The organism is Methylocella tundrae (assembly GCF_038024855.1).
Taxonomy (GTDB): Bacteria; Pseudomonadota; Alphaproteobacteria; order Rhizobiales; family Beijerinckiaceae; genus Methylocapsa; species Methylocapsa tundrae.
This window is the reverse complement of the sequence record NZ_CP139089.1, coordinates 3,683,419-3,696,215: the sequence shown is the minus strand read 5'-3', so window position 1 is coordinate 3,696,215 and position 12,797 is coordinate 3,683,419. Positions and strand designations below refer to the sequence as shown.

15 protein-coding genes, 2 tRNA genes and 2 pseudogenes are annotated in these 12,797 nt (G+C 60.7%); 11 read left to right on the top strand and 8 right to left on the bottom strand.

What is annotated here, in order from left to right; all coding sequences use genetic code 11:
* Positions 1-16: 16 nt before the first annotated feature.
* From SIN04_RS19275 to SIN04_RS19265, 3 genes are all read left to right on the top strand, one after another.
* Complete coding sequence (locus SIN04_RS19275; protein WP_134491884.1) at positions 17-439, top strand: hypothetical protein; 423 nt, start codon at positions 17-19, stop codon at positions 437-439.
* A 232-nt stretch (positions 440-671) separates the two neighbouring features.
* On the top strand, positions 672-1,976 hold the full coding sequence (locus tag SIN04_RS19270) for a hypothetical protein (protein ID WP_166796002.1): 1,305 nt from the start codon (positions 672-674) through the stop codon (positions 1,974-1,976).
* Positions 1,977-1,983: 7 nt separating this feature from the next.
* Positions 1,984-2,634 (top strand): ABC transporter ATP-binding protein, encoded by a 651-nt coding sequence (locus tag SIN04_RS19265; protein ID WP_134492694.1) that lies wholly within the window; start codon positions 1,984-1,986, stop codon positions 2,632-2,634.
* A 54-nt stretch (positions 2,635-2,688) separates the two neighbouring features.
* Here SIN04_RS19265 and SIN04_RS19260 read toward each other — a convergent pair whose 3' ends face one another.
* From SIN04_RS19260 to SIN04_RS19240, 5 genes are all read right to left on the bottom strand, one after another.
* The gene (locus SIN04_RS19260) at positions 2,689-3,501 is read right to left on the bottom strand and encodes an ankyrin repeat domain-containing protein (protein ID WP_134491880.1); all 813 of its coding nucleotides are present in this window, start codon (positions 3,499-3,501) and stop codon (positions 2,689-2,691) included.
* 60 nt (positions 3,502-3,561) lie between these two features.
* Entirely contained in the window at positions 3,562-3,729 is a 168-nt protein-coding gene (locus tag SIN04_RS19255) for a hypothetical protein (RefSeq protein ID WP_166796001.1), read from the bottom strand.
* Positions 3,730-3,746: 17 nt separating this feature from the next.
* Positions 3,747-4,055, bottom strand: a complete 309-nt coding sequence (locus tag SIN04_RS19250) for a DUF6156 family protein (protein WP_134491878.1) — start codon at positions 4,053-4,055, stop codon at positions 3,747-3,749.
* A 165-nt stretch (positions 4,056-4,220) separates the two neighbouring features.
* On the bottom strand, positions 4,221-4,670 hold the full coding sequence (locus tag SIN04_RS19245; protein ID WP_134491876.1) for a Rieske (2Fe-2S) protein: 450 nt from the start codon (positions 4,668-4,670) through the stop codon (positions 4,221-4,223).
* Between the two features lie 75 nt (positions 4,671-4,745).
* Positions 4,746-5,054, bottom strand: coding sequence for a hypothetical protein (locus SIN04_RS19240; protein WP_134491874.1), 309 nt, complete (start codon positions 5,052-5,054; stop codon positions 4,746-4,748).
* A 330-nt stretch (positions 5,055-5,384) separates the two neighbouring features.
* Here SIN04_RS19240 and SIN04_RS19235 point away from each other — a divergent pair, with 330 nt between their 5' ends.
* The 6 genes and pseudogenes from SIN04_RS19235 to SIN04_RS19215 all read left to right on the top strand — a co-directional run bounded on the left by SIN04_RS19235 (position 5,385) and on the right by SIN04_RS19215 (position 8,603).
* Positions 5,385-5,663 carry a hypothetical protein gene (locus tag SIN04_RS19235; protein WP_244605903.1) on the top strand — a complete coding sequence of 93 codons (279 nt, stop codon included), beginning with the start codon at positions 5,385-5,387 and terminating at the stop codon, positions 5,661-5,663.
* A 182-nt stretch (positions 5,664-5,845) separates the two neighbouring features.
* Positions 5,846-5,921 (top strand) — tRNA-Phe (locus SIN04_RS19230).
* A gap of 161 nt (positions 5,922-6,082) precedes the next feature.
* Positions 6,083-6,328 (top strand): annotated as a pseudogene (locus tag SIN04_RS20335) (Arm DNA-binding domain-containing protein); the annotation flags it as partial.
* 79 nt (positions 6,329-6,407) lie between these two features.
* A complete protein-coding gene (locus tag SIN04_RS19225; RefSeq protein ID WP_341264151.1) occupies positions 6,408-7,421 on the top strand; it encodes a site-specific integrase in 1,014 nt (337 codons plus the stop codon).
* 559 nt (positions 7,422-7,980) lie between these two features.
* A tRNA-Arg gene (locus SIN04_RS19220) sits at positions 7,981-8,057 on the top strand.
* A 417-nt stretch (positions 8,058-8,474) separates the two neighbouring features.
* Complete coding sequence (locus SIN04_RS19215) at positions 8,475-8,603, top strand: hypothetical protein (RefSeq protein WP_280178187.1); 129 nt, start codon at positions 8,475-8,477, stop codon at positions 8,601-8,603.
* 15 nt (positions 8,604-8,618) lie between these two features.
* Here SIN04_RS19215 and SIN04_RS19210 read toward each other — a convergent pair.
* Positions 8,619-9,680: pseudogene (locus SIN04_RS19210) on the bottom strand (recombinase family protein); the annotation flags it as partial.
* Between the two features lie 14 nt (positions 9,681-9,694).
* Positions 9,695-9,955, bottom strand: coding sequence for a hypothetical protein (locus SIN04_RS19205; RefSeq protein WP_134491870.1), 261 nt, complete (start codon positions 9,953-9,955; stop codon positions 9,695-9,697).
* A gap of 334 nt (positions 9,956-10,289) precedes the next feature.
* On the opposite strand from SIN04_RS19205, the gene SIN04_RS19200 reads away from it, so the two are divergent.
* Both SIN04_RS19200 and SIN04_RS19195 read left to right on the top strand, forming a co-directional pair.
* The gene (locus tag SIN04_RS19200; protein ID WP_134491868.1) at positions 10,290-10,658 is read left to right on the top strand and encodes a DUF6876 family protein; all 369 of its coding nucleotides are present in this window, start codon (positions 10,290-10,292) and stop codon (positions 10,656-10,658) included.
* Positions 10,659-10,805: 147 nt separating this feature from the next.
* A complete protein-coding gene (locus tag SIN04_RS19195) occupies positions 10,806-11,312 on the top strand; it encodes a hypothetical protein (RefSeq protein ID WP_134491866.1) in 507 nt (168 codons plus the stop codon).
* Positions 11,313-11,321: 9 nt separating this feature from the next.
* Here the strand turns inward: SIN04_RS19195 and SIN04_RS19190 are convergent, their stop codons facing one another.
* Positions 11,322-12,734, bottom strand: a complete 1,413-nt coding sequence (locus SIN04_RS19190) for a hypothetical protein (RefSeq protein WP_134491864.1) — start codon at positions 12,732-12,734, stop codon at positions 11,322-11,324.
* Positions 12,735-12,797 lie beyond the last annotated feature (63 nt).

The following is a 12,797-nucleotide window of genomic DNA, read 5'->3' as shown; positions in this document are numbered from 1 at the left end:
GATGGAGGAGCGCGCGGTGGCCAAAGGAGGATTGTTCGCCGGGCTGATCATGGCGGCGCTGTCGCTTGAGCCCGCTCTCGCCCGCGATTTGATCCAGCCGCCGCCGGAAATCGACGCGGCTTTTGCGCCTTCCCGGCCAAGGCCGGTTATCAAGAAACCTCATTTAGCCAAAAGAGTTGCGTCAAAAGACAAAGCAGCGACGCCCGCGGCCGCTGTCGCCGGTCCGTCTCGTCCTGCCGATCCGGCAGAGCCCAGCCTATCGAAAAAGGCATTCGCCGGGCGAGACGATCCGTTCAGCGTGGATATGAACTGGAAGGCGAACAATGAGCCAATTTATGGCGGCGTGAGCACATCGGGCGTGATCGAGCGCTATAACGAGACCGTGAACGGCCAGTCTCTCGGCTCCGGCGCCGAGGTTGGCGTCAAATATAAATTTTAGGCTTTTGCTCGCATTGCTCATCAACTTGATGCGCGCGCCGGAATCCCGGCCGTCCTCGCCGGCTTTCGGGGGGCTTGACGCTGGCTTGGCGCTTCGTTTTCCTGTATCCGTCGACGCTGTTTGGACAAATTGATCTGCTAGCGACGTCCGATGTCGTGCGGGGAATTCGCGGCAGGATAACGTCCAGGACATCGCAGAAAGCGAAACCAATACCGTATGGAGCAAGCTTAAGTTGAGCGCCGCGGATCCCGACGCCGCCGACATCAAGGCCGGCGCGCTCGCAAAGGCGCATGCCACCGCTCTCGAGAAGGCGGCGAGCGCTTCGGAGGAATGGCGGCGCGCAGCGCGAAGCCTTCGTCTTGCCAAAGGCAGACGGGTCGCCCGGCCGTCTTGGGCCGTTGGCGCGCGAATCGGCTACCATAGCTTCGCTCAGGTGCGCCGGTCGCGCAGCGCGCTCATCGGATTTTTCGTTCTGTTCGTCGCGCCCGCGGTCTCCTCCGTCGCCTATTTCTCGCTGATCGCGTCCAGCGAATACACGTCCGAGGCGCGTTTTGCGGTGAGGGGAGGCGAGCGCGTCTCAACCGACGCCATCTCCGCGCTGACCGGCCTTGCCTCCTTCACGCAGGTCCAGGATTCCCTGATCGTCGTCAATTATCTGAAAAGCCAAGCCATCGTCGAGGCGCTCGAACAGGACATCGATCTTCGCGCTCTTTATTCCAGCCATTCGATTGATTGGCTTTCTCGCTTCAACGCCGATGATTCGATCGAAGACTTTGTCAAATATTGGCTCTCTCACATGAAGGTCTCGGTCGAAGCGCCATCCGGCATTGTGACCGTCAAGATCAGCGCCTTCACGCCGGACGAAACGCTCAAGATCGCCAATGCGACAGTCGATTTGAGCGAACGTCTGGTCAACGGGCTTTCCACTCGCGCTCTTAAAGACGCTGTCGACCAGGCCGAGAGCGAACTGGCGCGCGCGGAGGGGCGCCTCAGCGCGGCGCGCGTGGCGCTGCGGGATCTTCGCAACACGCAGGCGACCCTCGATCCGCGCCGCACAGCGGAGGGGATCGCCAAACTAGTGTCGGAGCTGCGGCTTGAGAAAATTCATCTCGAGCAGGATATAACGGGCGCCGAACGCGGCAATGTCAACGCCAATGCGCCGCAGGTGCAGATCATGCGGGCGCGCCTCGACATTATCGGCGAGCAGATCGCCAGCCTTGAGGAAAAAGTGACGTCGCAGGACGGATCGCAAGGCGAAACGCTGTCCGGCAAGATCACCCGCTTCGACGAACTGGAGCTCGAACGCCAGATCGCCGAAAAGCAATATACCCTGGCCGCGGCCGCCCTCGAGCGAGCGCGCGTCAATGCTGAAGGAAAGAAGGTCTATCTCGCGACGTTCGTCCATCCGGTTCTCGCGCGAGATACGACCTATCCGCACCGATTCCTTTTCAGTCTCCTCAGCCTCGCCGCGTCGGCTTTGCTTTATGTCGGCGGAATGGCTGCGTGGCGCGCGGCGCAACGCAAATATGGAGTATGAAGCGCAGATGATCCGGCTGGCAGGCGTCACAAAAATCTACAAGACGGAGAACCACCGCAAGATTGTGCTCGACAATGTGAGCTACACCTTCGACACGCGCTACTCCTACGGCATTTTCGGCCCGAACGGCGCCGGCAAGTCGACGCTTCTGCGCTTGATCGCGGGCACGGAGCTGCCCAACTCCGGCCACGTCAAACGCGACATCACAGTGTCCTGGCCGCTCGGTTTTGGCGGCGGCTTTCATCCAGCGATGACGGGCCGCGAGAACGTTAAATTCGTCAGCCGAATTTATGGCGCCAACACGCAGCGCGTGATCGAATTCGTCGATTACTTTGCCGAACTCGGCAATTATTTCGACATGCCTGTCGGCACCTACTCGTCCGGCATGGGCGCGCGGCTGGCGTTCGGCCTTTCGATGGCGATCGACTTCGAGTGCTATCTCGTCGACGAAATCACCGCCGTCGGCGATTCGCGCTTCGCGTTGCGGGCGCGCCAGGCCTTTGACGAAAAGCGCGGCCGCAGCAGCATGATCATGGTGTCGCATGATATCGGCACCGTCAAAGCCTATTGCGAACGAGGGCTGGTGCTTCACCGCGGCCAGCTGATCGCCTTCGGCGACCTCGACGACGCCATCGAGTTCTACCGCAAGGTTCACTGAAGCGAGAGCCGGCGCAACCCGCTGCAGCGTCCCTGTCGTTTGGACCATTACGCGCTACGCGCGATGGCCCGCCGCCAGCGTCGCGGCGCCGGCGTCACGCAGACGCGCAGCCGCTCGCAGCAAGGTAAGACATTCGACCGTCGCCGCCATGTCGAGCGCGCTGAAGCCGTCCAGCGTCTCGACGGCAATGTCGGCGCCGGCCAGAAGAAGGCGCTCGACGACGGACGCCTTTCCCGTCGATGAGGCATACATCAGCGACGTCGCGCCATTGTCGTTTCGGTTGTTGATATCAACGCCTGCTTCGACCAGCGCGTCGATGACATCAAGATGCGCGCCGACGCATGCAAGCCAGAGCGCGTTATTGCCATCGTTATTCTTCAGGCCGAGTTGGGCGCCAGCGGCGATCAGCCGGCGCACGATGTCACACCGGCCCTTGTGGCTTGCCTTCATCAGCGGCGTGGAGCCGTTGTCGATCGCGGCATTCACGCCGCCAGCCGGAAATCCATTTTCAGCGAGCCAGAGCCGCACCGCATCATCGAGGGGAACGCCGGGCGACGCGCGCAGGGTTTCGCTCCAGGCCTCATATCCTCCATCAAGACTATAGACATCAAGAAATCCAAAGTCGGAGAGGATCCGCGCATATTCCTGGCTGGCGTTGCCATGATAGCAATAGATCAGGACCGGCTTGTTCTTCGGCGTGGTCTCGATCACGGTTGAAAGGTTGAAGGTCGAGACATTATGGGCGCCGTCAATGCGGGCTCTGCGAAAGCTGTCCGCGTCGCGAACATCGAGGACGAGGGCGCCTTGCGTGAGGAGACCCTGCGCGTCTTCGACGCCAATTCGCCGGAAGGGCATACGCTCTCTCATGACATTGCTCCTCAATTTGCAGCGCAACGAGCTTCCCGGCCCCGCGAACCAATCCGAAATCTATTCATTCATATTGGGCAGGAGGACCACCTCGGCGGGCGCTCCGGGACCCTGGCTCTCAAAAAAATCCAGGCCGCTTATGAGCGACAGCCCCGCGCCATTTTCCATCAGGACGACGGCGTCCTCCGGCATTTTGGCGAGCTGTTCGAGGAGCTGAGCAACTGTCATATCCGATGGCCCAATTATCACGCGTCAGAAATCTGAACTCCGGCGGCATCGAAGCGCAGGGTCACAGCGTCTTCGTCAAGCATGTTGATCTCCGCGCGGCTCAACAGGCCGTTGTCGTGATATTCATAGCGGTGGGCGAGCTCCACTTCTCCATAGACCACTTTGTCGAAGCCAATCAACAAACCTGCCTCATCGAAATAGGCGCGAATGAAGGTGTTGCGGTTTGACAGCCCCTCTTCAGGAATCGGATTGACCAGGTTGAGCGGCAGCTTGACGCCACTGTAGGAAACGAAAAACCGATGGTTATGGTGCGTTTCCGCCGCCATCATGTACTCCTTGTCGCGCCTTTTGATGCGCGCTTCTCATGACTCTATTGCCTGTCAGGACATTGGCGTGACAGCGCCGCGATCAAACCGCCGGCTTTGTGTCGACGACAGTCTGGCCGCATATGCTTTCCTGGCGAGTACGGCTAAGCAACGGTTTGAAAGCAATCAGTCGGAATCGATCAGCACCACAGGGCCGTCATCCGGCATTTCAAAGGGATTGGGAATTCCGTCATCCTCGACCAGCTTCACGCCGCACAGGCAGATGTCCCCGTCGATCACGGCGAGGGCGACGGGCTCGAGGCTTTGCGCCTTGCAGGGTCCGTCGACGCACAGGCCCGTGTCGATGTCGAACATGGCCCCATGCTGGCCGCATTCGAGAAGTTTCCGATCCTGGGTAAAGAAGGTTCCCGGGCCCTTATTGAGGAGCACGCCCTTGTGCGGACAGGCATTCACATAGCCGAGATATTCATCCGCAGCCGTATGGATGACGAAGATCGGAAACGTCTCGGGGTCGCCGGCGTCATTGATGCGGGACAGGCTGAACGCCTTGGCGGCGCCGGGCGCGATGGCTGCCGCCTCGCAGATGACGAAGACGTCGATGTCGTTTGATGCCATGTCTCTTGCCTCTTCGTTTCAAGCGTCCGCGCCATCCGATCGGAGCCCTGATCCCGGGAAATCAACTTCCGCTCATCAGAGCGCCGAAAGAGTCTTTGCTCCCTGGAGTGCGGGATAATTTTCCCGCAGGCGCCGCTCGAGCGTCTTGCACAGGTTCTTGTCGCTCGCGGCTCCGGCGCCCACGAAATCAGTTCCCTGATCCCAGACCTCGAAACAGCAATGGAGAGCGTCTTCGTGGGCCGCGTCCGGAACCATGGTAAGATCATTCAGTTGAACAATTCCGTCCGCCGTCACTTCGAGGCGCCAGCTCCGATCATCCTCGACGGACGCAAGCAGCGCGCTGACTTCGGCCGCGGACCACTCTTGCTTGAGATCGAAGGTCATGTTTGCCCTTGTCATGAATGCAACAGGCCAATCGACAATGTTGCGCCGAGCGGCTGGATGTTCCGAAATCAAGATGAATACAGCAGGAAGCATGCCAGTCAGGGAGCCGCCTCATGGCGCGCCGCAAGGGGAATCGCGTTGCATTGACGCGGCGGCGCTGATCGTCTGGAATCGCGCAGCGCTTTTGTCCGATTTCGGACATTCAACGCGCCGTCCCCCGGCGCCCTATTTCGGTGGCTTGTGAGGAGGCCTTTTTGATTCCGCCGGCTCTGGAACGTTGCTCGAATTTCGCGGTTTCCAGCCGCCGGAAGGAACCGGGCGCAAGCCGGGTTGGAGCATGACCCGGAGACGCGATCGAGTTGGACATTCTGGGAAATTGACATCGAGCTGCCCAAAGGCAATCGCGAGCTGGCGGTTCGCGCCTCGGACGCCGCCGGGCAAACGCGGCCGGCGCTTCCGGACGACCGCTGGAATTTCAAGGGCTATCTCGCTTTCTCCGCGCACGCATCCACGTCAAGGCCGTCTGATCTCGTGATGGCAAGCCATATGGGGTCTTGGATCTCTGCCCCGGTATTTTGTCCAGTAGTCGCGACGAGATGCGCCTCCTGAACCTGCCGCCCCTGAGCCAGAGCCGCCCAGCTGCGCCCGCGGGGTTCCGCCGTTCATCGCCTCGAACAGCAGCCGTCTTGAGCAGCCCGCCGCCAGACCGGCAAATTCCGGCGTCGAGGCGCTGGACAACGGCAGGAAAGCTCCTCTATAAGACGCCTCTAGTCAGCGGCCCGCCGCGCGACGCCCAGGTAGCTCAGTTGGTAGAGCATGCGACTGAAAATCGCAGTGTCGGTGGTTCGATTCCGCCCCTGGGCACCAGCCATCCAGTCACCGATTACCGCCGATCTCTCGATAAACCAAGCACTTGGACGCTCTGCGTCGTTCTTATCAGTTGCGTAAGATACGCCATCATTCGGCCCGGTATCCGGCAACTTTCCCCCGCCGCCTTGCTGACGCCTTGCTAGAAAACAGCCTTCGTGATGCAATCTTTGCGCAGCGGGAGGTTTGTCATGCGTGCAAAAATCACCAAGCGAACGGTGGACGGATTGCAGCCCGGCGAGCGCGATGCCTTCCTGTGGGACACTGAACTCCCGGGCTTTGGGTGCAAAATCACGCCTAAGGGCAGCCGAATCTATATCCTTCAATATGGCCGATCGGGCCGGGACCACAGGGTCACAATCGGCCGGCACGGCATCGATGTCACACCGGAGCAAGCGCGGCTTGAAGCGCAGCGGCTGCGCGGCCCGGTCGCCGCAGGCGAGACACCATCCGCAGCTCGGGAAAAGCGCTCAGAGAACATAAACGTTGCGGAACTCGGCCAGCGGTACCTCGACGAATATGCAATCCCCCCACAAGAAGCCGTCTGGCATCGCCCAAGATCGTCGCAATCTCGAAAACCACGTGATACCGCTGGTAGGCAAGCTGCGGGTGAAGTCGATCGAGCGGACCGATGTCGCGCGGGTAATGCGCGAAGTCGCCCACGACACGACGGCAAAGGACGAGAAAACCAAGCGGCAAGGCAGACGCATAGTCCGCGGCGGCGAGATCGTCGCGAACCGAGTGCAGGCGCTTCTTTCAAAAATGTTCGCGCTCGCCGAGGATTGGAAACTCCGTCCGGAAGGGAGCAACCCCTGCCGGGGCGTCAGGCGATACGCCGAGCACAAAGTGGAGCGGTTCCTCTCCAACGATGAGTTAGCCCGTCTCGGCGCCGCTCTATCTGCAGCCGAATTAGGCTACGACTTGGCCAAGGCGTCATCGACAAAAATGGGTGGGAGGCATAAGGTAGCTGCAAGTAGCGCAACTTCGATCGCGGCGCTACGGCTCCTGCTGTTGACCGGTTGCCGCGTTGGCGAAATTCTGGCTCTTCGCTGGCAACACGTCGATCTTGAGCGACGGTTGCTCTTGCTGCCGGACAGCAAGACGGGCGCCAAGTCAGTTTTTCTCTCGCAGCCTGCGATCGACCTGCTCCTCTCGTTGACCCGGCAGCCTGGGTCCGAGGATGTGTTTCCAGGCGAGCGTTCAGGCAAGCCGATTGTCTCCCTCCGCAAACCGTGGGAGCGGATCTGCACTTCGGCGGCGATCAAGAATGTCCGGCTTCATGATTTGCGCCACAGCTACGCTAGCGTTGGCGCCGCGGGCGGCTTAAGCCTTCCGGTGATCGGGGCGTTGCTGGGTCATGCGCAACCCTCGACCACAGCCCGCTATGCGCATTTGGCCGCGTCGCCACTGCATCACGCAGCTGACGCGATTGGCACCCAGATCCTCGCTGCGATGAGCGGTCGCGGGAAGTCTTCGCCGTCGGGAAACGCGGGGACCTGAGATCAAAAAACTCTTGCCCTCCGAAGGCCAGAGTATCAAGACTTGGCGACGGCATATAGGTCTATTTTGTTAGTTAATTTAAGGGGTTAGAAGCAGAGAGTTTTTTGGAGCGACGTTGACAGGAAGCGTTGCAACCACCTCGGCGGAAACCCCGGCGTAGGCGCTGAGAGGAAAATGCCATGAGGTGATCGGCGACTCGGACCGGCTTCAGCCGCTCCAGAGCATCGTTGACCAGAGTGATCAGCGGAGAGTAGTTCCACGTTACAGGCACCCGTAGCTCAGCTGGATAGAGCGCTGCCCTCCGAAGGCTGATGTCAAGGGTGTTTCGTGAGTGAGTAACTGAAGAAAGGTTCGTGAAAACAGTAGCTTGAGTAATCCTGCAGACGCCGCCAAACCCCGAGAAATTTTCGCGTAAGCACCGCGTAAGCAGTTTTCGGAGAACGGGGGCGGAACAGCGGATAGTGGGGCGTAGTCGCCCGGCGGCCGCGATGTAGGATTGGTTTGTGAAGGCCGAATCCGTTGACCCTCATAGGTCGGTCGGGCTAGGCGAAATTGAGATGCACCCGTAGCTCAGCTGGATAGAGCGCCACCCTCCGAAGGTGGAGGCCACACGTTCGAATCGTGTCGGGTGCGCCACTTCCGAACAAAACTGGGCACTCCTGCCGGATCCGCCCCGCCGCCCATCACCAGCCGCTCAAGAACTGACCGTCGCCCGTGGATGCGGATTTCCGCGTCGTCGACTTCGACCTGGTCGATGACCGAGCGAATGTAGGCGCGGCGGAACGACGTATCCCCCGTCAGCACGTTTGAGCGCATGACCTCGACAAAGGCGGCGATCTTTTCGTCCGTGATCCGGGCACGCGGGTTGGTTTCGGCGACGGCCCGATCAAACGCTATCTGAGCCAGATCGCGCTCGGTCTTTACGGCGGTGATCCGCTCTTTGAGCGTGTGATCACCTGGATCAGCGACCCCGCTTTCGATGGCGGCATAGAAGCGGCCCAAGCGGCTCTGTGCATCGGCGATTTTTGCCTTCAGCTGGGTCAGGCGCGATGCGTGGTCATCGCTCTTTGCAGCCTGCCGGTCCATGAGGCCGCCAAGCAGGCGGCCAATGCGTTCCGGCGTCAGCAGCTGGTCTGCTATCCGCTCGGTCACGAGCGTGTCGAGCTTGTCCATCGGGATTGACCGACCTGGACATGCCGACTTGCCCTGTTGGGCAGCTGTGGCGCAGGTGTAGTAGCGGTAGCGTCCCGATTTGCCGGTCCGAAGCGTCATGCCGCCATTGCAGCTGGCGCAGGTGGCGAGGCCGGTCAGAAGGATGGGCCCGGTGACAACCCGCGGGGGTGTCACCTTCGGGTTTTTCGCCCTGAGCATGGCCTGAACACCGTCAAAGGTGGCTTCGTCGATGATGGGATCGACGGCAACGCGGATCTGGTCCGCTTCGGGCTTGGCTTCCTTCGTCTTCCAGACCTTCCGGTTGAAGTGGTGCATACCCTTGTATGTTTCCCGGATGAGAATCTGATGTAAGGGGCCGATACCCCAGCGCGCGCCGACGCGCGTGCGGTAGCCGCGCTCGTTGAGCCAGCAGGTGACGGCCTTCACACCCATCGGGCCTGACGTGCCGTCCCCTTCACGAAACAACCTAAACATCAGGCGCACGACTTCGGCTTCGATGGGATCGATCGCAAGGCGCTTCTTTGTCTTGGCACCGCGCTGTTCGGCGGCGACAACCGCATAGCCGTATGGCGCTTTCGATCCGTTCCAGAATCCCTGACGTGCGTTTTCCTGCATGGCGCGCAGCGTGTGTTTTGCATTCTCCTTCGACTGGTATTCATCAAATAGGGCGAAGACCTGACGCACCATGACGCTCATCGGATCGTCGCCGAGATCCTGCGTGATGCTGACAAGTTTGACGCCCGCCTTGCGCAGGCTGCGGACATGGTATTCGAGCGCGAAATGGTCGCGCGCGAAACGGCTGAAGGAATGCACGACTACGACTTCAAACGGCGGGGCGTCCGTCGTCGCCATTTCAAGAAGGCGCTGCAGTTCCGGGCGGCGGTCATCCATGCCGCTCGCGCCGGGTTCGGTGAATTCAATGGCGACATCCCAGCCCCGGCTGGCACAGTAGGCCAGCGCCTGCCGCCGCTGATCCGGAATCGACAGGTCGGCTTCGGCCTGCCGGCCCGTTGAAACCCGCAGGTACAGCGCGGCGCGCGTCCCGGTGACCGGTTCCCCTTGTTCGGCTTTGATGGTCACGGACATGGGTGCGCTCTCGCTTATCGTCCCTGTAATCCAGATTTTTGCGGCCCTTGTGAGTCCGCGCTGCGCACCAATGGCGCATCAACAGGTTTTTCGAGGCCGTTCGCAGCGGGTGGCGTGCCTGACATAATGGCATGCACCAGCGGCATCAGAAAAGCCTCGACCGCATCCAGTTCGGCCGCGCCAACAGAAACGTCAGCCGGGAAATCGTCGACGACGCGCCGTGCACGCCTGTCGTCGCCCGCTGCCTGCCGCGAAGGATGTCCGACCTTGCCCATAGGGGCAATGTGCCCATGAGCCTGCCAGAAGGCTTGCCCACGAACAGGTCATTGTCACCGTCGACGCCCATTGTACGGATTCCAGGGATACAATTTTCTTTATTCGTTCGGGTCTCTCCCGCAGGCGGTTCGCGCAGACGGCCTCTCATGTGGGGATGTGTGACCGTTCCCGTCTCGGGATCAACGCGGCTCGCTTCCGCACGTTCGCTTGTGCAGCTCCGCCCCGTAGACCGGCGCGCTTTCGCGCGGCGTTTGATCCCTCATCCTATGGGTCCGGTCCCTGTTGCCCCACGAGGCCGCGATAGCGCGGCCCGCCAGGCAAAGGGGAACGACCATGACGAACACGAAAACTTTCTCAGAAACCGACCTGATCCAGTTCACTGGCAGTGAACATTGGTATCGCCACGCGTTGGTCCGCGACATTCTCTATACCGACGGCGTGAAATATGTCGCCGAGACTGCCGGGGCCTACTGGCTCAACGATGAAATCGCGCTGACGCAGCGCTTCGACAAACGCATCGCAGCCGAAGAGTTTCAGCTCTGGAGGCTGACGGTGAATCCCGATCACAGTGCCACGCTCGTTTGCGAGGACGGCGACGGCGGCAGCGTGTTCACCAGGCTGATCGAATTCACCGATTTTCCGCGCGCGGAGATCAGCTTCTATCTCGTCAACAAAACCATCCTGCTGCCGAGCGAATATTGACGCCTTGCGAGAGGCCGCCCGCAAGCGGCCTCTCGCGTGTGGAATGCCTGCCCACGAACAGGTCATTGTCGCCGTCGGTACGGAAACGATCGTGACAGAGGCCTTCGCCCGTGATGTCTTTTGTGGCGAAGCAGAAGGTTACGCGCCATGAACCTTTCGATTCAGCCGATGCAGTGGACGATATTGCCTGAGCTGCAGAATGCGCCGCTCCTGGACGATGAAGATCTGGCCTGCCTGCGCGATGTGCGCGATGCACTGGCCAGGCACGGCAAGCTGCAAAGGTTCGCGGTCCATCTGGCGCACAAGCATTTCGCGCTTGCGCCGGATGAAATCCTGATCGAGCAGCCCGATCCCGATGGGCGCACGCAGCATGTCACGGTCGGCAGGCTGGCAGATGCGCCGGAAGCACAACCGACCACGTGGTTGTTTGAGGAAGGGCCGGAATTTTTGCTGGCGGATGCCGTCTATTGTGTCTGCGTGTCCGATCCCAACAAGACGGACGCCTGCATCCGGCACGGCAAGAGCAGGTCGCCGGGCGGAGCGTATCAGAAGGACGAGGGTGCGAAGGGCCAGCGGATTTCAGAAGAGAAGGGGCGGCATGAGCGGGGCTTTCCTGTCGGCGGGCATGATGGTGGACGCGAGCGGGGACGGTAATAGTCTGCCTTAGATTGGCGTGCCGGGCTTGCCCGTCGGGCCATACTCGGCTTTTCGCCTCGCCGAGCCCCTAGTCTCGGCCCATGCGGGTGACTGTCCCTCACGCGGGCGTGGAGGGAAAACGGGTTCTGTCTGAACCAGCGCGCGGCGCGCGGACTCACGCGTGAGTGCCCGAAGCAGATCGGCTAGATTAATAATAATCTGGTCGTTCTCCTCGCTGGAATAGGGCGAAACGAGCGTGCCATGCATGACGCTGTTGCGGATCTTTATCCAGGACGCGATTTGTGGGCGAGTACTCACCCCGTCACCCGCCAATGTGTAGAGCGCCCGTTGCACGGAAACGGTATCCACTCTTTTTACCGCAGACGCCGCTGCGTCCTTCAGCCTCGACGCGCCGGTCCACTGGTCGATATGGGCGACCAGAGAATCGATCGCCGCCTGATCGGCGTCGGTTCGAAGCGTGCCCTGCGGGACGAGGAGACGCGCCTGGCCTTCGATGCTGCTGGCCAGTGTCAGTGCCATCACCCACCTCGATCCCTGCGCCGACTGGATCACCTCTTCGTAGAAACTTGTGATCGTGTGGCGTTCCCACTGTCCGGTACGCGCGATCAACGTGAGGAGCCCGGCGTAGAGATCAAAGAAATCACCATCGTCCGTGAGGCGATCATCGCCGATCCAAAGCGCCGTCCATGTGGAGTCGGCGGTCCAGGCAGGCGATTGTCGTACCCAGAGCATGGAGCGACCGTCAGGAAAGCGGCGCTCGACAAGTCGCGGAAACACCAACTGTCCAAAAAGGATGCAGAGCGGTTCGCCGAACCAATTTTCGGCCACGTGAGTCGGAAAATCCGGGGTGCAGACGGCGGAGACGGAAAGTACGTTGGTCTCGCTGTCGAACGCGAACCTGACCGGCACGCCGAGAACATTGACAGTGCGAGCGGCGCTTAATGCGCCGGCTTCATCGTCGCTTCGCACGAAGCGACGTAAAATGATCGTGGCGCTATGGTTTCGGGGAATTAGAAAGCGAGCTTCAGCCCCGCTTTCGCCGGTCGTCGGCCCCTTAACAATAGTGCTTAGCTGGTCACATGTACCAATGAGCACCCACTGATCCCCGTCGCAGTTTACGTCAGGCACCGTCCAGCCACCTGACCACTCAATCCCGTCGGCATCCGTCATCTCCAGGCGGAACCTGTTTTGCGCATCGTAGCGCTCATTCCGCTGACGATTGAGTGCGCGCAGGCTATGGCCCCGATCGACAGGCTGCCCAGTCATGCGGTAACGGAACTCCCGCTCCGACACGATCTCGAACTGACCTTCCCCTTCCGCCAACGGAGCCTCGAAATCTCGGGTCAGCATCACCATTCTCGGACATGGGATGATGGCTGGGCCGAGCAGGAACGGGTTCAGGCGATCGACTTCTGACATGGCATAAATCCTAGCAGGTATTTGGGGCCGCCCGCCAACGGCGACTTTAGGGCGTACTGGGCG